Here is a 24,425-nt window from a genome sequence, read left to right on the forward strand (position 1 = left end):
CGTTCACATGTCTGTATTAGAAATAAAAGATTTACATGTCAGAATTGAAGACAAAGAAATATTAAAAGGTGTGAATTTAACACTTAATACTGGTGAAATCCACGCGGTAATGGGACCTAATGGTACTGGGAAATCAACTTTAGCTGCTGCCATCATGGGGAATCCTGCATTTGAAGTGACTCAAGGAGAAATTTTGCTTGATGGTGAAAATGTGTTAGAAATGGAAGTGGATGAACGAGCTAGAGCCGGTCTTTTTTTAGCCGTTCAATACCCAAGTGAAATTCCTGGTGTTACTAATGCAGAATTCATGAGAGCAGCGATTAATTCTCGCCGAGCGGAAGATGAAAAAATGGATGTTCGTACGTTTATTAAGAAATTAGATGAAAAAATGGGCTTATTAGATATGCCTGAAGAAATGGCAGGGCGCTATCTAAATGAAGGTTTCTCTGGTGGAGAAAAGAAACGAAATGAAATATTACAATGCTTGATGATTGAGCCAAAATTTGCGATTTTAGATGAGATTGACTCTGGTTTAGATATTGATGCATTAAAAGTCGTTTCTAAGGGTGTTAATGCCATGCGTGGTGAACAATTTGGTTCTTTAATTATTACTCATTATCAACGTTTATTAAATTATATTGAACCAGATGTCGTTCATATTATGATGGACGGAAAAGTGGTCATGACCGGAGGTCCTGAATTAGCACAACGCTTGGAAGCAGAAGGTTATAAAGGGATTAGTGAAGAACTAGGTCTAACGTTAGAAGAGAAAGAATAGGAGTGAATTTAATGTCATTAAATGAATTACACTCACAGTATGAACTATTACCCTTTGCCTATGAATTACCCACATGGTTTACTCAATTACGTGATGAAGCTGCAGAAAAATGGGAAGCATTAGAACTGCCAAAAATTGAACGCGCTAAATTTCATCGTTGGCCATTATTTGATAACGTGATTGCGGATGAAGAAGCCTTAATGAATCCTTTGACTTATGGCGCAGCAGCGGCATTGGAGATGGAAGTAGAAGAAGGGGCTAAAATCGTTCATGCTGGAAATAGTACTATTATGGAAAGTTTACCAATGGACTTAAAAGAACAAGGCATTATTTTGATGGACTTGTTTGAAGCATTAGTGGAGTATCCCGAATTAGTTGAACAGTATTTTGGCACTGTTATTCCTCATCAAAGTGATAAAGTGATTGCTTATAATACAGCTCATTTAAATGGTGGTTTATTTATCTATGTACCTAAAAACATTGAAATTAAATTACCGATTGAAACTATCTTAATGGCGGATGCCCGCTATCAACAAGCTTTTAATAAGCGAGTATTAATCGTAGTTGATGAGAACAGTTCCGTTGATTATTTAGAACGTGTTCAAGCTGAAGGAGAAGCAACCTTTAGCACGACTATTATCGTTGAAGCGATAGTAAAAGAAAGAGCTCGATTAAAATATATGGCCATCGATACCTTACCACAGAATACCCATGCCTATATTAAACGCTATGCAAGGACTGAACGTGATGCTCATATCGATTGGGCGATTGGAGAAATGAATGATAGTAATGTTATTTTAGATTTGGATACTTATTTAGATGGTAATGGATCTGAATCACAAGTGGCGATTGTCGGTATTTCTTCTAATAAGCAAGTTCAAGCCATTGATTCAAAAGTTGTTAATCGTGGTCACCATACGATTGGGAATATTTTCCAACATGGTGTCATCTTAGACCGTTCGACCTTAACCTTTAATGGCATTGGTTTAATTGAAAATGGCGCCAAACATGCTGATGCGCAACAAGAGAGTCGCGTTTTAATGTTATCAGATAAAGCACGCGGAGATGCTAACCCGATTTTATTAATTGAAGAGTTTGAAGTGACCGCAGGCCATGCTGCAAGTATTGGACAAGTCGATGAACAACAATTGCATTACTTAATGAGTCGTGGTTTAACAAAAGAAACAGCAGAATATTTAGTCATACGTGGATTTTTAGGACCGGTTATTTTAAGTATGCCTTCACAAAAAGTACGCGATGAATTAATGGAAGTCATTGATCATAAATTAATGAGTATTAAGGCGGATGATTTAAATGATTAATTCATTACGTCAACAATTCCCGATTTTAAATCAAACGGTCAATGATGAGCCGTTGATCTACTTTGATAATGCAGCCACTACCCAGAAGCCGCAGGTGGTATTGGAGGCTATGATGCGCTATTATCAAGAAGACAATGCTAATATTCATCGTGGTGTTCATAGCTTAGCTGAAAGAGCGACTACACAGTATGAAGCGGTTCGATCTAAAGTGGCTCAATTTATCGGCGCTAAAGCAACGAATGAAATCATTTATACAAGTGGGACAACGGCGAGTCTAAATTTTTTAGCGCGTGGTTTGATTGAACCCATAATGAAAAAAGGCGATATTATTTTAACTACGACTTTAGAACATCATTCTAACTATGTGCCTTGGCAAGCCGTTTGTCAAAGAACAGGTGCCAAATTAAAAATGTTACCTTTAACAGAGGATTTTACAGTTGATTTGGCTCAATTGCCTCAAGCAGAAGCGTTAAAATCCGTTAAAGCATTGGTAATCCAACATGTCTCCAATGTATTAGGCGTTGAACAACCCCTTCGACAATTGACTGAGTGGGCACATCAACATAATATTGTCGTGATAGTAGATGGTGCCCAAGCTGTCGCTCATCAAAGTCTAGACATTGAAGCCTTAGGAGTCGATGCTTATTGTTTTAGTGGTCATAAACTATATGGACCAACGGGTATTGGAATTTGCTATCTCAATCGTCGTCATCATGCAACATGCCAGCCATTTTTTTATGGTGGAGAAATGATTCATTATGTTGGAGATGAAACCAGTAATTATAAAGAAGCACCTTGGAAATTTGAAGGAGGAACACCACCAATTGCGGAAGTCATTGGATTAGGTGCAGCGATTGATTGGCTAAACGACATCGGCATGAAACCTTTACAAACTCATGTCCAACAGCTAACTCAACGGTTAACACAAGGGATGTCTGAAATCGATGGCGTGACCGTCTATCACCAAGGTCAAAATGGCATTTTAAGCTTTAATATTGAAGGGGTTCACCCGCATGATGCGGCGACCGGTTATGATATGGAAGGGATTGCCGTTAGAGCTGGCCATCATTGTGCGCAACCTTTGATGCGCTATTTAGATGTTCATGCGACGCTAAGAGCCAGCTTAGCCGTTTATAATACAGAAGCAGAAGTAAACCATTTTATTGAAGTAACGAAAAACGTAAAGGAGTTTTTTAATGGCCCTATCTAATTTATCTCATTTATATCGAGAAGTGATTTTGGATCATGCACAACATCCTCATCACCATTATGCTTTAGACAATGCAACCCATCACATGGAATTATTAAATCCAACCTGCGGTGACGCTATTATCGTGCAAATGGTAGTGAAGGATCAGGTAATTGAAGAAGTGGCTTATACCGGACATGGATGTTCGATTAGTATGGCTAGTGCAAGTATGATGACAGAGGCTATTAAAGGACTTACTATTGATAAAGCCTTAAAGTTAATTGACGTTTTTAATCGATTGGTTAAAGGAGAGATCATTGATGAACAATGGGAGATTGCCTTAAAAGATGCTTATTTCCTTGAAGGAGTTAAACAATTTCCTGCACGTTATAAATGTGCGGTATTAGCTTGGAAAGCAGCAGCAGGGGCAGTCGACCCACAGAAAGAGAGTGATTTAGATGACTGAAGTAGTAAGAGAACTTGAAGTGCCAGTCGTGGATGACTATGCTTATGGTTTTAAAGACAATGCAGAAATCATTTTCTCAACTGGAAAAGGTTTAAATGAACAAGTGGTACGCACCATTTCAAAAGAAAAAAATGAACCCCAATGGATGTTAGACTATCGCTTAAAAGCTTTAGATGCCTACTATAATGCTAAAAAAGTTAATTGGGGACCTGATTTATCTGGCTTAGACTTTGAGGATATTACTTATTATCAAAAAGCCACTAATAAACCAGCGAGAAGCTGGGATGATGTCCCTGAAGAAATCAAAAATACCTTTGAACGGCTTGGTATACCTGAAGCTGAACGTGCTTATTTAGCAGGAGCGGCCGTGCAATACGAATCAGAAGCTGTTTATCATAATTTAAAAGCCGAGTTTGATAAACTAGGTATTTTATTTACTGATACGGATACAGCTTTAAAGGAATACCCAGAAATTTTTAAAGAACATTTTGGAACGGTGGTACCGCCCACTGATAATTTTATAGCGGGATTAAATGGAGCCGTCTGGAGTGGTGGAACTTTTATTTATGTTCCCAAAGGCGTAAAATGCGATATTCCATTACAAACATACTTTAGAATTAATAATGAAGGAACCGGACAATTCGAACGGACTTTGATTATTGTCGATGAAGGTGCCAGCATTCATTATGTCGAAGGTTGTACAGCACCGACTTACTCAACCGCATCTTTACATGGTGCAGTGGTGGAAATTATTGTCAAGAAGGATGCCTATTGCCGTTATACCACCATTCAAAACTGGTCTCATAATGTTTATAATTTGGTAACCAAACGTTCGGTTGCCCATGAAGGTGCGACAATGGAGTGGGTTGACGGTAACCTTGGTGCTCAAGTGACCATGAAATATCCAAGTGTTTACTTACAAGGTCAAGGGTCTCGTGGTACCGTCATGTCTATTGCCTTTGCTGGAGCGAATCAAATTCAAGATGCCGGTGCCAAAATCTATCATAACGCACCGAATACCTCGAGTTCAATCGTTTCTAAATCGATTGCCAAAGACGGTGGTAGTGTCAACTATCGTGGACAAGTCTATTTTGGTAAAAATTCACAAGGATCCATGTCGCATATTGAATGTGATACGATTATTATGGATGAAAAATCAAAATCAGATACCATTCCATTTAATGAAATCCATAATGGACAAGTGGCTTTAGAACACGAAGCCAAAGTATCGCGCATATCAGAAGAACAATTATTCTATTTAATGAGTCGCGGTTTATCAGAAGCAGCTGCAACTGAAATGATTGTTATGGGATTTGTTGAACCGTTCACCAAAGAATTACCGATGGAATACGCAGTTGAATTAAACCGATTGATCAGTTATGAAATGGAAGGTAGTGTGGGGTAGAAGGACTGTCTATCCAGTCTCTTTATTTATAGCTAGCTCTTTTAACGAAAATCATTTTAATAAACCGATACGTTTCGACACTAATTTTTGTCTTAAATAACTGTAAAGCTGTCAGCAATTAAAGTGTTTAAACTTTTATCTCTGAGCATATTATTCCACATATTCATCATAAGGTGGTATAGTAGAAGTATGCTATAAAACAAGGAGGAAATGAATATGTCAAAAGAAAAAAATGAAGCGAATTTAGATAAAGTATCTGGATCAGTAAAAGAAACTGTCGGAAAAGTTACCGATAATGAAAAATTACAATCTGAAGGCGCTGCTGAAAAAGTTAAAGGCGCTGTTAAAGAAGGCATTGAAGATGTAAAAGATACTGTAGAAGGTATTAAAGAAGGTTTATCTGACAAAGAAGATAAATAAATTAATTAAAAGATTGGGCTCTAGGGTCCAATCTTTTTTTATTTGAAAGTAAAAATAGCGTGGAATTTGATAGCCATCGTCTAATATTGATGGCTCTTTGTCAAATGGTGGGGTTTATTGAGAAAAATCTGTCCACCAAAACTTTAAAAAAGATACTATATTTATAATAATCATTCCATTGTACCTGTTTTCAATAGATGTTAGAATAGTATCAGATGAATAAAAGGAGATTTCTTATATATGACTTATGCATTGGAAATATCGGATTTAAAGAAGGTTTATGATACAGGAGTACAAGCGCTCAAGGGGATTGATTTAAAGGTCTCTGAAGGTGATTTTTATGCGTTATTAGGTCCTAATGGAGCTGGCAAGTCGACGACTATTGGTATAATTACTTCGCTAGTCAATAAAACCTCTGGGACTGTTAAAGTATTCGGTTATGATATTGATACTCAGTTAGAAAAAGCGAAGCAACAAATTGGCTTGGTACCACAAGAGTTCAATTTTAATCCATTTGAGACCGTCCAACAAATTGTGGTCAATCAAGCAGGATATTATGGTGTACCTCGTAAAGAAGCTTACAAGCGCAGTGAAAAATATTTAAAACAGGCAGATTTATGGAAAAAACGTGATGAAAAAGCGCGCATGTTATCGGGAGGAATGAAGCGTCGTTTGATGATTGCTAGAGCTTTGATGCATGAACCCAAACTATTGATTTTAGATGAACCGACCGCCGGGGTTGATATTGAGTTAAGAAGAGGGATGTGGCATTTCTTACAAGAGTTAAATGCTAATGGCACCACCATTATCTTAACGACTCATTATCTTGAAGAAGCCGAGATGTTATGTCGTAATATCGGCATCATCCAAGCGGGCCAACTAATTGAGAATACCAGTATGAAAGCATTATTATCAAAATTACAGCATGAAACTTTTATCTTTGATTTGGGCATATTGCAACAACAACCTAAGTTAACAGGCTATGCATATCAATTTGATGGTGACCAAACTTTGGAAGTCGAAGTTGAGCGCAATCAAGGGGTTAATGATATTTTTAACCAATTAACAGAGCAAGGAATAAAGGTATTATCGATGCGTAATAAATCGAATCGCTTAGAAGAGTTATTCCTGAAAATTACCGAAGAGAAAGATCAGACGGAGGATTAACATGTATAGTTTATATTTTACAGCTTTAAAAAGTTTAGTGATGAAAGAAACTAATCGTTATTTGCGAATCTGGGTTCAAACATTAGTTCCACCTGTCATTACCACTTCACTTTATTTTATAATCTTTGGAAAAATGATTGGTGGACGTATTGGTGAAATGGGAGGCTTCAGTTATATGGAGTTTATTGTTCCAGGATTGATAATGATGTCATCGATTACCAGTTCCTATGCCAATGTTTCCTCATCATTCTTCTCTCAAAAATTACAAAAGAATATTGAAGAATTATTAGTAGCCCCTGTACCTACTCATGTTATCATTTGGGGATTTGTATTAGGAGGGGTAGGACGGAGTTTAATTGTCGCTTCATTAGTGACCATGGTGTCATTATTCTTTGTACCATTACATGTTCATTCATGGTTAGTGGTAGTGATGACCATTTTAATGACCGCTATTTTATTTTCTTTAGCAGGTTTGATCAATGGTGTGTTTGCTAGAAGTTTTGATGATGTCTCAATTGTGCCAACGTTTGTACTACAACCCTTAACGTATCTAGGTGGAGTGTTCTATGCTATTTCCATGTTACCACCATTTTGGCAAGCCGTTTCGAAAATCAATCCAATCGTTTATATGATTTCGGGTTTCCGTTACGGTTTCTTAGGGATAGGCGATGTACCGATAGCGATGTCGATTACCATTTTAATCATTTTTATCGCGGTACTGTATTCATTAGCATATTATTTAGTGGATCGCGGTATTGGCTTACGTAGCTAATTTAACCAGTATAACAGTCAAATCCAACCCAAAAGTGCACAATATAATTCAATCTCCCTTGTTTACCACAGTGATAGCAAGGGAGATTTTTTTCAAATGATGCGAATGAACCTAGAAAATTCAGTCGACTCATACCTAAAAGTATTGAGTTCTTTTATTTCATTAATTTTACGAAGATGAAGGTGAGTACTCCCGTTAATAAGATTGCCAAAATCATCCAAATGATAAAGAGAGTTTCATATTTTAAGGTCGTTAAAAACAAACCGACTAATCCCATTGAGAAAAAGGCTGAAATGAGAGCTTTAATAATTTTAGTATCTTCAAGGTTTAACCAAACTTTTAGTTCATGGCGGAAATAGAATAAATATCCAGCGATAATCAACATTAAGAGGGGAAAAGCAAAATATAAAACCGTTAATATCATATAGTACTCCTTTAATTTCATTTATAAAAAAAGCTGGCTCGCGCCAGCTAATAAGAATATCCGAATATGCCGTCATGGCGTACACATGTAATGAACCCGCAAGTAACTGCAGGTGGGCTTCAAGAAAATCCTTCCTGACTTCCAAGTGTAAAAGGCTTGTCATTCCAGACCTTCAGTAGAATCCCTATATAATAATAAAGTGTTCGGTTCGCACGATGTGTAAACAACGTACACTTCAGATATCTCATCTATGACTATATTATAGCACTAAATGTTTTATAAATAAAGCGTTTTGCAAAAATATCATTATTAAACCGCAATTAATCAAGTTACATCAAGCTTAATCGCAAAAAAATATCGCTTTTTGTGAGGTGCTTTAATGTTTTGTTGCTTTAAAATGGGGCGATTAGACATTATAATTCAACCTAATTTAAAATGCATTTTCTGATCTAAGGCGTTACTATTTTTTATTTCACTAGTGGGCAGAGGCTGGGCATAAACTTGATAAATTTAGTCAAAATTATTGTTCGTTAATTAATAGCGCAGTGGTTGAGTGGCCTCAACCTACATCTTTCGACTTGTTTGAGGCCTACTCAACTGTGCGGGGGTGGGCAGACGAAGCGAAAATTATTTAATTTTCTACTTCTTGCCCACTCCCGCTTGAAATTATGATTGACTTTTTATTTTTTTATAGACATTAGCGAGGGCTTCTTCATATTTACCAGTTGGATCTGGTTTGAAGTATTGTTTACTTTTAACATTATCTGGTAAATATTGTTGTAAGACCCAATGACCAGGATAGCTATGAGGATATTTATATTCAACACCACGACCCAATTTAGCTGCTCCGCTATAATGAGCATCTCTCAAGTGATCAGGAATAGGGCCAATATTACCACTGCGAATATCAGCTAGCGCATTGTCTAATGCCATCATTGTGGTATTGGATTTTGGACTTAAGGCAAGTTCTACAGTCGCAAAGGCTAACGGAATACGTGCTTCAGGTAAGCCTAATTTTTCTGCGGCTTCGACAGCGGCTACTGTTCTTTCAGTTGATTGAGGGTTACCCAAGCCAATATCTTCATAAGCAATGACCAATAAGCGACGACAAGCAATAATTAACTCGCCGGCTTCCAGTAAAATCGCTAGATAATAGAGGGCAGCATCTACATCACTTCCACGAATGGATTTTTGTAATGCAGAGATGGTATCATAATGGGCATCGCCATCTTTATCATGAGCCAAACGTTTGCGTTGCAAGCATTCTTCAGCAATATCTTGAGTAATGACTACTTTACCGTCTTTATTCGCTTCTGTCGATAAAACAGCTAATTCAAGTGAATTGAGGGCGCTACGAATATCGCCATTGGTGACATGTGCAAAATGACGTAAGGTGCTGTCATCCATTTCAACTTGATAGTGACCTAAGCCCCGTTCTGAATCGTAAAGCGCATTGGTTAAGCCTTCAACAATTTCGTCACTCGTTAGTGGCTTGACTTCGAAGATTTGTACGCGACTACGGATAGCAGGGTTAATGGATATATAAGGATTTTCAGTAGTGGCACCAATTAAAATCACTCGTCCACTTTCAAGGTGGGGGAGTAGATAATCTTGCTTAACTTTATTTAAACGATGTATCTCATCCAGTAATAAAATGACGGTGCCTGACATCTTTGCTTCTTCAACGACGACTTCGATATCCTTTTTGCTGTCAGTGGCGGCATTAAGGACGCGAAAGGCATGTTGTGTACTACCGGCAATGGCACTGGCGATACTGGTTTTTCCTGTGCCTGGAGGACCATATAAAATCATGGAAGTGAGTCTTTGAGCACGAACCATGCGATCAATGATTTTACCGGGTCCCACTAAGTGTTGCTGACCAATCACTTCTTCAATTTTTCGAGGTCTCATTCGGTAAGCTAATGGTTGAGACATGCTAATCCTCCTTTGGTTTTTATGAATTAATATCTCTATTTTAAAATATTTATTAAATTAAAGCAAAAGTCTTGGTTACGTTTTTATTATATGTTATGATACTGAAGTTGTGAATACATTATGATATTCGTTTGAATGAAGAAAGGATTGATTATGCATTTTATAGTTTGTTAGGATGTTATTTATCAAATGATCGATTCAATGATAGGGGTCCTTTAATTATCCATACACAAACAAATTGGAATGTAGTATAATAGACAATGTGATAAGGAGGAATGTGTCGTGATATATTTAGATAATGCCGCAACGACACCCGTTGATCCAGAAGTAGCAAACGTTATCCATGAAGCTTTGTTGGAAAATTATTATAATCCATCAAGTGTTTATCAAGCGGGAAAGAAAAATAAACATTTAATTAATCAAGCACGCCAACAAATAAAAGAGCTGATTCATTTACCAAAAGCAGATTTATATTTTACCAGCGGGGCGACTGAAGCGAATAATTGGGCCATTCTGTCACAAGCAAAGAAAGCAAAAGCACTAGGTTATGGTCATCATATTGTCGCTACGGCAATTGAACATCCATCAGTGTTAGAAGTGTTAAAATATTTAGAGACTCAAGGTTTCGACATCACTTATTTAAAACCTCATGATTTAAATTTTTCGATTGAACAATTTATTGCCGCAACCACCCCACAAACAATTGGTTGGGTAGCCATGTTGGTTAACAATGAATTAGGTGCGCGTTTACCGATTGAAGAACTCGGAAAAATTGCCAAAGACCATGTTAAATGGTTCCACGTTGATGCCGTTCAAGCATTTGGTCATGGTAAAGTAGATCTCGAGGCGTTAAATGCCACTTCTTATTCGGCCTCTGGTCATAAATTAGGTGCCCCAAAAGGTATTGGCTTTTTAGCTTATCAACCATGGGATGAAAAAATGACGCTTCAGCCTTTATTGCATGGGGGTGGACAAGAAGCCGGGTTACGTTCTGGAACAGAAAATCTTCCTTATATATTAGGGTTGACGAAGGCTTTTGAATTAGCAAACCAAGCTAATTTAGACAACGTTAGTGAATTAGCGAGTTATTTAATGAATCAACTCAAGCAAAAGGGCATTCAATTTGAACGTAATGGTGCTCATCAAGTACCATACATTGTTAATTTATATTTTCCCAATATTGATGCAAGTCAGCTGTTAGTCCAAACTGATTTAGCTAATATCGCTATCTCAGCTGGAAGTGCTTGTTCAGCAGGTAGTTTAGAATTAAGTCATGTTTTATCAGCTTATTATCCAAATGATGATAAGCGTCATCACCAAAGTATTCGATTATCTTTTGGTAAACAAAACACCAAAGAAGAAATTGATACCTTTATCCAACAATTAATTAATTTAAAAGAAAGGACCAAACAATTATGGCATTCACAACAACCGCAACATTAAAAGGATTCAATCGTACATTTAGCATGAGCCCAGAATGTAAACCTTATACCTTAAGAGATAATGGTTTCATGGAGACTAAAGGTGGTAATTTTCAATATAAACGACCTTTAGATACGGAACATCGGAGAGGTTTAGTATTGAAAGTGACAGTAAAAAATGATTTGAAAACATTAAAAATCTCGACTGTTACGAGTAATGAATTAACTGCTGTTGATGTCTCGAAATTAGATAATAATGCAATGTTAGTAGAAAAAATTAACTTTATTTTTGATGGTTTTGTCGATCGAAATGTAATGATTGAACACAAATAACAATATAAATAGGAGGTCATGTGTTGACTGATAACAAAAATACACGCGTCGTAATAGGCATGAGTGGTGGCGTCGATTCATCGGTGGCCGCACTATTATTAAAACAACAAGGATATGATGTCGTCGGTTTATTTATGAAAAACTGGGACGATACAGATGATGAAGGCTATTGTACCGCAACGGAAGATTATGAAGATGTAGCAAAAGTTGCTGAACAAATTGGCATTCCTTATTATTCAGTCAACTTTGAAAAAGAATATTGGGATCGCGTTTTTGAATATTTCTTACAAGAATACCGTAATGGTCGTACGCCAAATCCTGATGTCATGTGTAATAAAGAAATCAAATTTAAAGCATTTTTAGATTATGCGATGGGATTAGGTGCTGATTATATCGCGATGGGACATTATGCGCAAGTGGAAATAGATGAAAATGGTGTGGTTCATTTATTGCGTGGTAAAGATGCGAATAAAGACCAAACTTATTTCTTAAGTCAATTATCACAAACACAATTGAAAAATGCGATGTTCCCATTAGGTCATTTAGAAAAGCCACAAGTTCGTAAAATTGCCGAAGAAGCTGGTTTAGCGACAGCTAAAAAGAAAGATTCAACGGGTGTTTGTTTTATCGGTGAACGTGATTTTAATGAGTTTTTAGCGAATTATTTACCAAACAAACCCGGTAAAATGATGACATTAGATGGTCGAGAAATGGGCGAACATATGGGATTAATGTATTATACCATTGGACAACGTCAAGGTCTTGGAATTGGTGGCACAGCCGGCACTTCTAATGAACCATGGTTTGTTATTGGTAAAGATCAAGCGACTCAAACCTTATACGTAGGTCAAGGTTACCATCATGATAATTTATATTCTGAATATTTAGAAGCAAGTGAAATTCATTTTACAACTGATAATTGGACGGAAAAAGAATTTGAATGTACAGCTAAATTCCGTTATCGTCAAAAAGATATTAACGTGAAAGTGCAATTGGATGAATCAGGCACTAAAGCGAGAGTTATTTTTGATGAACCAGTGCGTGCAGTAACACCAGGACAAGCAGTTGTCTTTTATCGTGGCGAAGAATGTTTAGGTGGCGGTTTGATTGATGCTGCTTATATGAATGGTGAAAAACGTCAATATGTTTAAAATGAAAAGATAAATAAAGATAGAGTGAATCGATATAGGGATATTAAGTAACTATTGCGAATTCACTCATTTTTTGTTTGTGATATTTAAGATATTAGGTTGCCTGTATTTAGTTGGCTGTATGCTTTTGGTTGTGAATAGAAGGATTTTCTCTGGTGATTAGGTATAGGTTTTAGAAAGGCTGTTAAAGACGAATTCAGTTTTTTTTTTTGAAACTTTGATCGGAGTAAAAATGAAGCAAATCGATTGATTCTCGAATTGTTTATTCACCTCCCGTACAGTATGAATTAGATAAAAAGTTGAAAAACGATTGAGTTTTGCTCTTGATTAGAATTCATTAGTATAAAAGGTTGAATAAAAAGTGGACAAGTTTACCAAAGTGCTGGTTTTTATCGCTCGTCCACTGATAGTTTAAATTAATATATCTAATATTTCTTTGAAGGTTTGTGCTTGATAGGTGATGGTTAAGTCGTCTGGCTGTTGCTTTTGGTGAGGATTATACCAAATCGAATGCATCTGAATATTGTGCGCTCCACGCATATCAGAGGTAAGACTGTCGCCAATCATAATCGCTTGTTCAAAATCAAAATCATTGATTTGTTTAAATGATTCTTCGAAAAAGCGAGCATCAGGTTTACTAAACCCTAATTTTTCTGAAATGAAGATATAATCAAAATAGTCGATGATGCCGGTTTGATTAAGACGTTTTATTTGCGTTGGGTAGACACCATTGGATGCTGCTAATAATGTCTTTTGATGTTGTCGTAGTGTATTTAAGAAATTTTCTGCACCATCAATCAAATCACCCGCTTCTGCAAGTTGGTCACGGAAATAATCATCCATATTATCAGGTACTGCTGAATAACCAAATTGCTCAAAAAAATGCGGAAAGCGGGTTGCGAGTAGTTCTGACTTAGTAAGTGTCCCTAATTCGATTTGATGCCATAGTTGTTGATTATATTGTTTAAAATTCTTGAATAGGTCTTCTGTGTAAGGGAAACCGATATGTTCTGTTAATTTTTTAAAGGCTTTTTGTTCACTTTTTTGAAAATCAAAAATCGTATCGTCTAAATCGATAAAAATATATTGATAGGTCATTATGGACATCCTTTCGTCTTGAAGATTTTTTACAAAGTTAGATTTTATTATAACATAGAAAAAGAGACTGGGTAGTTGGCATTAAACTTTTACTCAGTCTCTTTGGAATCAATAATTTATATACATTAAGGAATAATTTAGATAAACTTTATGATAATAATTTAGTAATCATGCACCATCTTTTATAATAATGGCGCAAAGATTTTAACGATCCACCCTGTTAATTTTTGAGTAAAGGGACGACTATTCAGTTTATCAAATAAGATAAGTTCTGACATCCCTAATGTTTCTTGGAAATCCTCTTCAATATCGGCAATCGAGTCTGTTTTATAAAGTAAAACACCACATTCAAAATGATGGTACAAGCTACGATAATCTAAATTAATAGAACCGACAACAGCTGTATCACCATCACTGACAAATACTTTCGCATGAACAAAGCCTGGGGTATATTCGTAAATATCAACACCCGCATCCATTAAGGAAGCATAGTAAGTTTTGGCTAGGGCATAAGGAATTTTTTTATCAGGTATACCCGGTAAAATAATCTTGACTTCGACGCCACGTTTCGCAGCAAATTTAATCGCATTTTCCAATTCTCCATCTAAAATTAAATAAGGGGTCATAATATGAACATATTGATTGGCCCGGTTTAGGATATCGATATAGACATTTTCGCCAACTTTTTCGTAATCAAAGGGTTCGTCGCCATAAGGAATGATAAAACCAGTTTGTTTGTTAGGTAGGGGATTGGCTTCATTTAAATAAGCTGAATAACGCGGTTTTTTTTCATCCATATTCCATAGTTGTAAAAACATCAGAGTAAAGGTCTTAACCGCATCACCTTTTAACATAATGGCAGTATCTTTCCAATGACCAAAGCGGTGAGTTAAGTTAATGTATTCATCTGCTAAGTTAACGCCACCGGTAAAGGCCGTGTGTCCATCAATAACCAGTATTTTACGGTGATCCCGGTAATTATAGTGAGTGGATACAAAGGGGGTAATCGGTGCGAACATCTTACATTGAATTCCTAATTGACGTATCTTCGCATCATAATCCCAAGGAACTTTGGTAAAGGCATTGGTACCATCGTACATTACACGCACTTCAACCCCTTCGGCTGCTTTTCTGGCGAGTATTTCTAGTATATGGCCCCACATTTCACCTTCTTGAATAATAAAATACTCTAAAAAGATAAAATGTTGGGCTTTTTCTAATTCAATCATCATTGCCTGATATTTATCTTCACCGGTTTTAAAGTACTCAGTCGTTGTTTGATTATAAACAGGATAATTACCATTTAATCTCAGATAGTGAGCAAGGGTAGCAGTTCCTTCATTGATTTTTGTTAGTTCTTCCATTACTTGTGGATTCTGGCGAATTTTGTGTTCACTGCGGACGATGGAATGATTAACCCGACGCGCTAAAATTCTGTGACCTAAATTACTTTGAGTATAAGCAAAAAGCAAGCCACCAAAAATTGGGAAAGTCATAATTACCATAATCCAGGTTGTTTTGGCAGTGGCACTAATTTTGTGTGAGTTTAAAATATAAATAACAATAAAACTTGAAAATGTAAGGGAAATACCATTGATTATTGGAAAATATTCACCAAACCACTTAAACATTGAGAAGAGGAAGAAAATTTGAACTAATAATAAAATGGTAATAACGCCGGTACGACTAAAAATTATTTTGAATAACCCATGTTTACCTGTATCCTTTAGTAGATATAAGGCTTTGGTTGTATGTTCTTCCTGTTTCATATTTCCTCCATAAAAAAGCTATACTTTCTTCTATTATACTTTCAGTACGCTATTTATTTCAACTTTTTTGAAAAACTTAATCTGATTGTAATAGCATTACTATTGAAAATTTTCAGTTTTTTGAATAAAATAGAAAGTATGAATAATGAAAGAGGTGCCTTATGGATATATGGATTTTAGTGATTGCACTATTAGCAATCGCCATCGTATTATTGATTGCTTCTATTTATGCAAAAGACGATCAAAAAATTGAAAATCAATTAGAAGAATTTCAAATTCAACAATCAAGAGAATTATATAATATTAAAACGAGAGTAGCTGAAATTGAGCAAGAATTAAAAGAACCTGCTCCTTTAGTCTATGGTAACGACCAAAATTATCCTAACGAAACAGTTGTTGATGAAGAACAATTAGTAGAAGAAGTTGACATGGTTGATACTACAGAAGTTTCCGAATTATCTAAAGAAGAAGTTATTCGTTTATATTCTCAAGGATTCACCATGCAAGAAATTGCAGCTGATGTTGCATTGAATGTTAAAACCGTTCAAACGATTGTTGATGATTACATCGAAAATCGTTAGAAAGGAATGATTTCATGAGTAAACAAACATTAAGATCAATGGGAATTGGCTTTTTATGTGCGGCATTATTATCAGGAGCTTATGCTGTCTTCGGTCAAGGAAATGTACCGGTGCCAGGTGTGACAGTTAACTCTTTGTTTAATGGTTCTAATAACGATAAAGAATTAGCGCAATATCGTGAGGAAGTAAGTAAATTACAAGAAGAAAAGAGTAATTTAGAGTCAGAGAAACAGAAATTGTCTGAGAATATGTCAGCCTTAGAAGAGCAAACGAACAAACAATCAGAAAAGAAAGATGAATCGACTTCTGGTAATTCTATTGAACCAACCAGTGGAGAAGAAAGCACGGTAGAAGAAGGCGAATCGACTGAAGCAACGAATGAAGAAAATAATGATGAAGTGGCAGCTGAAGCAAGCTCAACGACTACTTTCACGATTAGTGAAGGGGAAGATTCAACGACGATCGCGAATCGTTTAGCAGATGAAGGTATTATTCAAGATTCAGCTGAATTACAAGAAATTATCGCAAACTGGGGCTTAGATACATTAATCCAAGCAGGAGAATATGAATTAAGTCCAGATATGTCAGTCCATCAAGTGGCTGAAATCTTAACTAATGGCGCTTATTACTATATTCCATAGTATTAAATGTGTCGTTAGTAAGAGCAGATTTAATCAGTTTAAAATCGATTGTATTTGCGTAGGTCGTACTGATTAGCAGTCATATAACGTCAACGACGGTGTCGCAGTAGGAACATCGCGTTTGTAGGTTGTAATCATTAGCAATCATATAACTTCAACGTCAAAGATTTTATACGATTTTAATTAATCTAGAAATAGAAAATAAAAAGGGACTGGGAAGAAATTTTATTGAGTTTCATCCAGTCTCTTATTTATGTGGAAAAGTGCCATGAGGGATGAGGAAGATAAAATGCCTCAAAATGACTGAAAATTAAATATTTGTTTCTAAAAGGATAGTTTGATACGATAATAGCATTGTATAAAGTATCATTGTCAATCAATTCTTAAGAGAATATGATAAAAATGACTATTCAATTAAGCGAAAATTTGTTAATATTAATCATGTATGTATAAAGCTTGAAAGAAGATTTTATAGAATTCAAGCAAAAGGATGTGAAATTATGTCTTTAAGAGATGATATGTTAAAAAGACAACAAAAAATAAGAAACTTTTCGATTATTGCCCATATCGACCATGGTAAATCAACTTTGGCGGACCGTATCTTACAACAAACCCATACGGTTTCAGATCGTGAGATGCAAGACCAATTGCTTGATTCAATGGATTTAGAGCGTGAACGAGGCATTACCATTAAGTTAAATGCTGTTGAGTTGAAGTATCAAGCCAATGACGGCGAAGAGTATATTTTTCATTTAATCGATACGCCAGGTCACGTCGACTTTACTTATGAAGTATCGCGTTCATTAGCCGCTTGTGAAGGGGCGCTATTGGTTGTCGATGCAGCACAAGGGATTGAAGCACAAACCTTAGCGAATGTTTATTTAGCGTTGGACAATGATTTAGAGATTTTGCCGGTTATTAATAAAATTGATTTACCAGCAGCCGATCCAGAAAGAGTTCAACAAGAAATTGAAGACGTTATTGGTTTAGATGCCAGTGAAGCTGTTTTTGCGAGTGCCAAAGCCGGTATTGGAATTGACCAAATTTTAGAGCAAGTAGTTGAAAAGGTGCCTGCACCGACGGGGGATATTGATGAACCCTTACAAGCTTTAATCTTTGACTCAGCTTACGATAGTTATCGCGGTGTTGTCTTAAATGTCCGAATTGTGAATGGGACGGTTAAACCAGGTGACACGATTCGTTTAATGAATAATGGCAAAGAATTTGAAGTAATCGAAGTAGGTGTATTTTCTCCAAAACCAATTAAGCGCGACTATTTAATGGTCGGGGATGTTGGTTATTTAACGGCCGGAATTAAGACGATTCAAGATACACGGGTAGGTGACACCATCACATCAGCTGAACGACCGGCAGCAGAACCGTTAGAAGGCTATCGTAAATTAAATCCAATGGTTTTTGCTGGTCTCTATCCGGTTGAATCCAATGACTATAACGATTTGCGTGAGGCTTTGGAAAAACTACAGTTAAATGATGCCGCTTTAGAATTCGAAGCGGAAACGTCACAAGCATTAGGTTTTGGTTTCCGTACTGGATTTTTAGGTTTACTACATATGGATGTGATTCAAGAACGTCTAGAAAGAGAATTTAATATTGATTTAATTACGACAGCACCCTCAGTTATATATAAAGTATTAAAGACGAATGGTGAAGAAGTAATTGTTGATAACCCAAGTATGATGCCACCAGCAACTGAAGTTGATCAGATTTTCGAACCATATGTTAAAGCAACGATTATGGTGCCTAATGACTATGTTGGGGCAGTAATGGATATTGGTCAACGTAAACGTGGTAACTTTATTACGATGGATTACTTAGATGATTATCGTGTCAATGTTGTTTATGAATTGCCGATGGCAGAGATTATTTATGACTTCTTTGATAAATTAAAATCTAATACTAAAGGTTACGCTTCCTTAGATTATGAAATCATTGGTTACAAACCATCTAACTTAGTAAAAATGGATATTTTATTAAATGGTGATTTAATCGATGCCTTTAGTATGATTGTTCATAAAGATTTCGCTTATGGTCGCGGCCGCGAATTAGTCGAGAAATTGCGTGGCATTATTCCGCGTCAATTATTCGAAGTGCCAATCCAAGCTGCGGTCGGGCAAAAGATTATTGCGAGAACAAATATTAAAGCATTACGTAAAGATGTAACAGCCAAATTATATGGTGGGGACGTTTCACGTCGTAAGAAATTATTGGAAAAACAAAAAGAAGGTAAGAAACGAATGAAGCAAGTGGGGTCTGTAGAAGTACCTCAAGAAGCATTCATGGCTATCTTACAAATGGACGAAGATTAATATTAAGATTAAACTAGACAAATCGGCGACAAGATAGAGAAGATTAAGATTTCTATCTTGTCGCCGACTATTTTAATAGCGGGCATCTTATTATCGGGGAACCTTTTGTATTGTTGGATTGACAGCTAAAGATTTACAAGGAGAAATGTTCCAAGCGAGGTGTTTGAATAGAGGGCTTCCTCATGCTAACTGCCGTTGGTATTCATATCTTAGTTTTAGTATTTATTAATAATTGGCATTATCAGAATAAAATCGTTTATTACGATTGTCGGCATTGTAGAAAGTAAAGCCCTGACCAATTACTTGTTGGACATCGGAGATAGTGACAAAAGCTTTAGCATCAATATTTGAGATGAGTCGTTGAATTTGGATGACTTGATGGCGACTCACAATGACATATAAAACATCTTTTTCACGATGACTGTAATAACCATAGGCTTTCAAAACTGTTAAGCCACGACCAACTTGTTCAATAATGGCATGCGCTACTTCATCTTGTTTTTCAGAGATAATCATTAGCGATTTACGACGATCAAAACCTTCAGTGAAAATATCAATCATATAGCTAGTAATGAACTTCATAATTAACGTGACAATCGCATTTTCTAGTCCAATAACAAAAGAACTTGCGATAATAATTAATAAATTAATTATGAAGACACCCAGTGAAAAACTTAAACCAAAGAATTTTTTTAACATTAAAGCAATAATATCGGTTCCGGCAGTTGTTCCATTACCACGGACAATAATCCCCATACCAATCCCCATGATGACACCACCAGCAATCGAAGAAATTAAGACATTTTCTGAGGTGAATCCAGGTGTTTGGATAATTTCCATAAACCAACTCATCATAGCTAAGGCATAAATGGTGAAGACCAGTGTTCTTTTTTCAATAAATTTCCATCCGATAAGCAGTAAAATCGCATTCAGGATAAAGTTGGTGGCCCCAACATTAATTTGGCGCATATAGTATAAAATAATCGCAATACCCGCGACACCACCACTGGCAAATTTATTAGGTATAACAAAACTATTAATACCTACCGCATAGATTGCGCAACCTAGAGTAATCATCACGATTGAGAAAATAATGGTTGATGTTTCCATTTTGAGATAATCATTTATTCTTTTCATTGAAAGCTCCTAATTTCTTATATTATTCATCAACCATTATACCACTCAAAATAAAACTGTAAACGGCTATCTGATTAAAAACTGGTTAATTATTTCACAATAAAATGAGGCAAAAGTATTTGTACAATAGGAGTCGTTTTTTAGCTTATCATGTTTCTATTCACAAATTTTATAAGACTTTTTTCAATTTAATACTAAAAAAATAAAGCGTTTAATGTTATAATAGTCTTATGTAAAATTATTTAGAAATGGGGAACATGTTAAATGTCTATTACTATGGCAGTGAACGCTGGTAGTTCAAGTTTAAAATTTCAATTGTATACGATGCCTGAGGAAACAGTCATCGCTAAGGGATTAGTAGAACGTATTGGGATTAATGACTCTGTATTCAAATTAGAATATGGTGACGACCAAGAAGTGAAATTAGTGGAGGATATCGCAACTCACGATCGTGCTGTTGAAATCTTATTTGAACAATTAGAAGCGAATAATGTGATTCATTCATTTGATGAAATTACAGGAATTGGTCACCGTGTAGTGGCAGGTGGCGAGTTATTTAAAGATTCAGCTTTAATAGATGACGAAGTAATTGATCAAGTAGATGCATTAGCAGAATTTGCGCCATTACATAATGCAGCAGAAGCAGCAGTTATGCGTGCGTTTAAAGAGCGCGTTCCTAATGCAACAATGGCAGCAGTGTTTGACACTTCATTCCATACAACTTTACCTGCTGAAAATTATTTATATAGTTTACCATATGAGTATTATGAAGATTTCAAAGCGCGTAAATATGGTGCTCACGGAACGAGCCACCGTTATGTTAGCCGCCGTGCTGCCGAAATGTTAGGTAAAAACATTGAAGATTTAAAAATTATTACTTGTCACTTAGGTAACGGTGCGTCAATTACTGCGGTTGAAGGTGGTAAAGCAGTCGATACTTCTATGGGATTCACACCTTTAGCTGGGGTGACAATGGGAACACGTACTGGTGATATTGATGCTTCAATCATTCCTTTCTTAATGAAAAAATTAGAAATCAATGATATTAATGAAATGTTAAATATCTTCCAAAAACAATCAGGTTTATTAGGAATTTCTGGCATTTCAAGTGATATGCGTGAAATTATGGCTGCGAAAGAAACAAATGAACGCGCTAAAATTGCATATGACATATTTATTAACCGTGTTCAAAAATATATTGGTCAATATATTGCCGTAATGAATGGTGTTGACGCGATTGTCTTTACAGCTGGTATTGGAGAAAACTCAGCTCCTGTCCGTGAAGATGTTATTAACGGTATCACTGTTTTCGGTGCAGAAATTGATGCAGAACGTAATGATACTCGTAAAGAAGCGGTTATTTCAACTGAAGCCTCTAAAGTCGTGGTATTAAATATTCCAACGAATGAAGAAGTTGAAATAGCACGTGAAGTTGAGCGTTTAAAAGCGAATGCTTAATTAGTTGTAATAAAAGATGATGAAGGGCTGGGACTTGCTCCCAGTCTTTTTTCGTGATTAAATATGAAGTACTTACTATTTTACATGAAATTAATCGATATTTAACAAATTAGTAGCAGGATAGTCAATTTTTCTTCTAATTTATTTTATAATATAGTAAGTGAAGAAATAGATGAAAGAAAGGTGGTGCCGCAAATGGCTAATCAAAAAAAGTCGAGTCATATCTGGCAAGGCATCAAAAATTTATGGCGCTATTATCGTGGATGGAAATGGCTCATCTTCATAGGGATGACACTGTCTTTAATCTTGTCCAGTTATTTAGTTCTGATTGCAAAAACAACTTCTGTAGATACTTTACAAGAAGCTTTAATGTCTCATACAACAGTCCTAGATATCAATGATGAAGTAGCTGGAACTTTACGCGATCAAAAAGGGAGTTATGTTAGTTTAGAAAATATTTCTACTCCGATGCGTGAAGTAGTCGTCAATACCGAGGATAAACGATTTTATCAACATGTTGGCTTTGACCCAATTGGAATGGGGCGGGCTTTTGTACGCTTAATTATAAATCGGAACACTACCGGTGGTGGGGGAAGTTCGATTACACAACAATTAGTAAAAAATGCATTTTTAACGTTGGACCAAACGTTCAATCGTAAATTAAAAGAATTTTTCTTGGCATTAGAAGTTGAAAAGAAATATACCAAAGATCAAATTTTAGAGATGTATTTAAATCATGCTTATTTTGGTAATGGAGTCTGGGGGATTGAGGATGCTTCTATGCGTTACTTTGGACATAGTGCCGCAACCTTAGATTATAATGAAAGTATGGTCTTAACTGGTATTTTAAAAGGACCTAATATTTTTAATCCGATTGATGATTATGAAGCAGCGATTGATCGTCGTAATGTCATTGCTGATTTAATGTATAAAGAAGGCATTCTTTCACAGTCTGAGGTTGAAAATATTAAAGTCAGTTCGATTGTGTTGAACGATGCTTATTATGATACGGTGAGTCATGAATATCCGTTTTATTTTGATGCGACCATTTCTGAAGCAGTTGCCAAAGCGAAAATCCCTGAAGATGAGTTAGTTTCAAGTGGTTATAAGATTTATACGTATTTAAATACAGATTATCAAAATGCGATTGATGCTTCATATACGAACGACTGGATTTTTGGTGATGATGGGATTGAACCAACCGTCCAAAGTGCTAGTGTGGTGGTTGACCCTAAAACTGGTGGCGTAATGGCGGTTTATGGGGGACGTGGCGAATATACCTATCGTGGCTTCAACCGTGCGACTGATATGTATCGTTCTCCTGGTTCGACGATTAAACCCTTAGCTGTCTATGTGAGTGCTTTGGAAAGAGGTTATACTATCCATTCGATGGTCCCCGATGTTGTAAAAGGATATGGTAGTGATAATTACGCACCAGAAAACTATGACCGTAAAGTGTCGGATACCGGTGAAGTTGAACTTTATTATGCCTTAGCTCAAAGTAAAAATACCAGTGCTGTTTATTTAATGGATCAATTTAAAATTGATACCGCCGTTAATAAATTAGCGCAATTTGGGATTAAGGTCGATGAAGAAGATAAGTCTTTAACTCTTGCTTTAGGTGCGATGAAAAACGGTGTTTCACCGCAGCAATTAGCATCAGCCTATTCTGCTTTTAGTAATGATGGCGTGCGTTTAGAAAGTAATTTTATACGTCGAATTGAAGACCCAAGTGGTAAAGTAGTTTATAATAATGAAAACCCAACGAAATATAAGGTGATGACTGCCAATGTCTCAGCTGATATGACGAGTATGATGCTTGATACTTATGGTGGTTATGGTACGGCTTATGGTGCTGGCCCCGATTATGGATTAATTGCTGGTAAGACAGGTTCGACTGAAGTGAGCGAAGGCAATATGCAAACCCGTGATAAATGGATGGTAGGTTATACACCAGACTTTACTATTGTTACTTGGGTTGGTTTAGATAATGTTGGTGATGGTAATCTAGATGAGTTGATGCCGACTGGAATGGGGAGTCTATTCAATATTCAAACTACCAATTTGATGTTAAGTTCACCGCAAACACCTTTCAATGTTCAAATGGCATCACAAATGGAAGCAGATAGTAACTTTATCGATGAAGATATTTTTGGCGATGGCTTTAAAGCATGGTTAGAAGGTGCGGGCGAAACCTTAAATAAAGTCATTGATAGATTAGGCAACGAGGCTTCAGAATTATGGCAATCAGCTAGCGAATGGTTAGAGACAGTTGAATTGCCATTTTAAAACAATTAGATAGTCTAAACTGAAAAAATGAAAACTCACGGGGAGTGGATCAGAAGTAGAAAATCGAATGATTTTCGCTTCGTTGGCCTACCCCCGCACAGTTGGGAGTGGACCAAAAGTAGAATAACAAATGATTTTCGCTTTGTCTGTCCACCCCCGCACAGTTGGGAGTGGACCAAAAGTAGAATATCAAATGATTTTCGCTTTGTCTGTCCACCCCCGCACAGTTGAGTAGGTCTCAAGCAAGTCATTAAGACGCAGATTGAGGCCACTCAACCACTGCGCTTTTAATTTAATAACAATAACCTGATTGAGTTTACCAAATTTATCTTTAACCTCATT

21 protein-coding genes and 1 other RNA gene are annotated in these 24,425 nt (G+C 36.3%); 16 read left to right on the top strand and 6 right to left on the bottom strand.

Annotated elements, in window-relative coordinates; all coding sequences use genetic code 11:
• Positions 1-7 precede the first annotated feature (7 nt).
• The 8 genes from sufC to B5D12_RS04200 all read left to right on the top strand — a co-directional run bounded on the left by sufC (position 8) and on the right by B5D12_RS04200 (position 7,519).
• Positions 8-778, top strand: coding sequence for a Fe-S cluster assembly ATPase SufC (gene sufC, locus B5D12_RS04165; protein ID WP_078755631.1), 771 nt, complete (start codon positions 8-10; stop codon positions 776-778).
• Between the two features lie 11 nt (positions 779-789).
• Positions 790-2,100: a Fe-S cluster assembly protein SufD gene (gene sufD / locus B5D12_RS04170; protein WP_078755632.1), complete on the top strand. Its 1,311-nt coding sequence runs from the start codon at positions 790-792 to the stop codon at positions 2,098-2,100.
• Positions 2,093-3,310, top strand: coding sequence for an aminotransferase class V-fold PLP-dependent enzyme (locus B5D12_RS04175; protein WP_078755633.1), 1,218 nt, complete (start codon positions 2,093-2,095; stop codon positions 3,308-3,310). Before sufD ends, B5D12_RS04175 begins: the two co-directional genes overlap by 8 nt.
• Entirely contained in the window at positions 3,297-3,755 is a 459-nt protein-coding gene (gene sufU, locus B5D12_RS04180) for a Fe-S cluster assembly sulfur transfer protein SufU (RefSeq protein ID WP_078755634.1), read from the top strand. Before B5D12_RS04175 ends, sufU begins: the two co-directional genes overlap by 14 nt.
• The gene (gene sufB, locus B5D12_RS04185) at positions 3,748-5,160 is read left to right on the top strand and encodes a Fe-S cluster assembly protein SufB (protein ID WP_078755635.1); all 1,413 of its coding nucleotides are present in this window, start codon (positions 3,748-3,750) and stop codon (positions 5,158-5,160) included. Before sufU ends, sufB begins: the two co-directional genes overlap by 8 nt.
• 216 nt (positions 5,161-5,376) lie before the next feature.
• Positions 5,377-5,580, top strand: coding sequence for a CsbD family protein (locus B5D12_RS04190; RefSeq protein WP_078755636.1), 204 nt, complete (start codon positions 5,377-5,379; stop codon positions 5,578-5,580).
• A gap of 240 nt (positions 5,581-5,820) precedes the next feature.
• The gene (locus tag B5D12_RS04195; protein WP_078755637.1) at positions 5,821-6,747 is read left to right on the top strand and encodes an ABC transporter ATP-binding protein; all 927 of its coding nucleotides are present in this window, start codon (positions 5,821-5,823) and stop codon (positions 6,745-6,747) included.
• Position 6,748: 1 nt separating this feature from the next.
• The gene (locus tag B5D12_RS04200; RefSeq protein ID WP_078755638.1) at positions 6,749-7,519 is read left to right on the top strand and encodes an ABC transporter permease; all 771 of its coding nucleotides are present in this window, start codon (positions 6,749-6,751) and stop codon (positions 7,517-7,519) included.
• Between the two features lie 154 nt (positions 7,520-7,673).
• Here B5D12_RS04200 and B5D12_RS04205 read toward each other — a convergent pair whose 3' ends face one another.
• The 3 genes from B5D12_RS04205 to B5D12_RS04215 all read right to left on the bottom strand — a co-directional run bounded on the left by B5D12_RS04205 (position 7,674) and on the right by B5D12_RS04215 (position 9,878).
• Complete coding sequence (locus B5D12_RS04205; RefSeq protein ID WP_066127039.1) at positions 7,674-7,943, bottom strand: hypothetical protein; 270 nt, start codon at positions 7,941-7,943, stop codon at positions 7,674-7,676.
• A gap of 53 nt (positions 7,944-7,996) precedes the next feature.
• Positions 7,997-8,188, bottom strand: a non-coding RNA gene (gene ssrS / locus B5D12_RS04210) — 6S RNA.
• 421 nt (positions 8,189-8,609) lie between these two features.
• Entirely contained in the window at positions 8,610-9,878 is a 1,269-nt protein-coding gene (locus B5D12_RS04215; protein WP_078755639.1) for a replication-associated recombination protein A, read from the bottom strand.
• A gap of 282 nt (positions 9,879-10,160) precedes the next feature.
• On the opposite strand from B5D12_RS04215, the gene B5D12_RS04220 reads away from it, so the two are divergent.
• The 3 genes from B5D12_RS04220 to mnmA are packed head-to-tail and all read left to right on the top strand — an operon-like array spanning position 10,161 to position 12,783.
• Positions 10,161-11,321, top strand: coding sequence for a cysteine desulfurase family protein (locus tag B5D12_RS04220; RefSeq protein ID WP_078755640.1), 1,161 nt, complete (start codon positions 10,161-10,163; stop codon positions 11,319-11,321).
• Complete coding sequence (locus tag B5D12_RS04225; RefSeq protein ID WP_066124465.1) at positions 11,294-11,632, top strand: cysteine desulfurase; 339 nt, start codon at positions 11,294-11,296, stop codon at positions 11,630-11,632. Before B5D12_RS04220 ends, B5D12_RS04225 begins: the two co-directional genes overlap by 28 nt.
• 23 nt (positions 11,633-11,655) lie before the next feature.
• Positions 11,656-12,783, top strand: a complete 1,128-nt coding sequence (gene mnmA, locus B5D12_RS04230) for a tRNA 2-thiouridine(34) synthase MnmA (RefSeq protein WP_078755641.1) — start codon at positions 11,656-11,658, stop codon at positions 12,781-12,783.
• A 411-nt stretch (positions 12,784-13,194) separates the two neighbouring features.
• Here the strand turns inward: mnmA and B5D12_RS04235 are convergent, their stop codons facing one another.
• On the bottom strand, positions 13,195-13,881 hold the full coding sequence (locus tag B5D12_RS04235) for a YjjG family noncanonical pyrimidine nucleotidase (RefSeq protein WP_159443858.1): 687 nt from the start codon (positions 13,879-13,881) through the stop codon (positions 13,195-13,197).
• 182 nt (positions 13,882-14,063) lie between these two features.
• Positions 14,064-15,650, bottom strand: coding sequence for a cardiolipin synthase (gene cls, locus B5D12_RS04240; RefSeq protein ID WP_200802992.1), 1,587 nt, complete (start codon positions 15,648-15,650; stop codon positions 14,064-14,066).
• 161 nt (positions 15,651-15,811) lie between these two features.
• Between cls and B5D12_RS04245 the strand changes: the two genes are divergently transcribed.
• The 3 genes from B5D12_RS04245 to lepA all read left to right on the top strand — a co-directional run bounded on the left by B5D12_RS04245 (position 15,812) and on the right by lepA (position 19,199).
• Positions 15,812-16,231: a helix-turn-helix domain-containing protein gene (locus tag B5D12_RS04245; protein WP_078755643.1), complete on the top strand. Its 420-nt coding sequence runs from the start codon at positions 15,812-15,814 to the stop codon at positions 16,229-16,231.
• 14 nt (positions 16,232-16,245) lie between these two features.
• Entirely contained in the window at positions 16,246-16,872 is a 627-nt protein-coding gene (locus B5D12_RS04250) for an endolytic transglycosylase MltG (protein ID WP_078755644.1), read from the top strand.
• 500 nt (positions 16,873-17,372) lie between these two features.
• Positions 17,373-19,199 (top strand): translation elongation factor 4, encoded by a 1,827-nt coding sequence (gene lepA, locus B5D12_RS04255; protein ID WP_078755645.1) that lies wholly within the window; start codon positions 17,373-17,375, stop codon positions 19,197-19,199.
• 225 nt (positions 19,200-19,424) lie between these two features.
• Here the strand turns inward: lepA and B5D12_RS04260 are convergent, their stop codons facing one another.
• On the bottom strand, positions 19,425-20,336 hold the full coding sequence (locus B5D12_RS04260; protein WP_078755646.1) for a YitT family protein: 912 nt from the start codon (positions 20,334-20,336) through the stop codon (positions 19,425-19,427).
• Positions 20,337-20,600: 264 nt separating this feature from the next.
• On the opposite strand from B5D12_RS04260, the gene B5D12_RS04265 reads away from it, so the two are divergent.
• Positions 20,601-21,794 carry an acetate/propionate family kinase gene (locus tag B5D12_RS04265; RefSeq protein ID WP_078755647.1) on the top strand — a complete coding sequence of 398 codons (1,194 nt, stop codon included), beginning with the start codon at positions 20,601-20,603 and terminating at the stop codon, positions 21,792-21,794.
• A 195-nt stretch (positions 21,795-21,989) separates the two neighbouring features.
• On the top strand, positions 21,990-24,083 hold the full coding sequence (locus B5D12_RS04270) for a transglycosylase domain-containing protein (protein ID WP_078755648.1): 2,094 nt from the start codon (positions 21,990-21,992) through the stop codon (positions 24,081-24,083).
• Positions 24,084-24,425 lie beyond the last annotated feature (342 nt).

Origin of the sequence: Globicatella sulfidifaciens DSM 15739 (assembly GCF_900167405.1) — a bacterium.
Taxonomy (GTDB): domain Bacteria; phylum Bacillota; class Bacilli; order Lactobacillales; family Aerococcaceae; genus Globicatella; species Globicatella sulfidifaciens.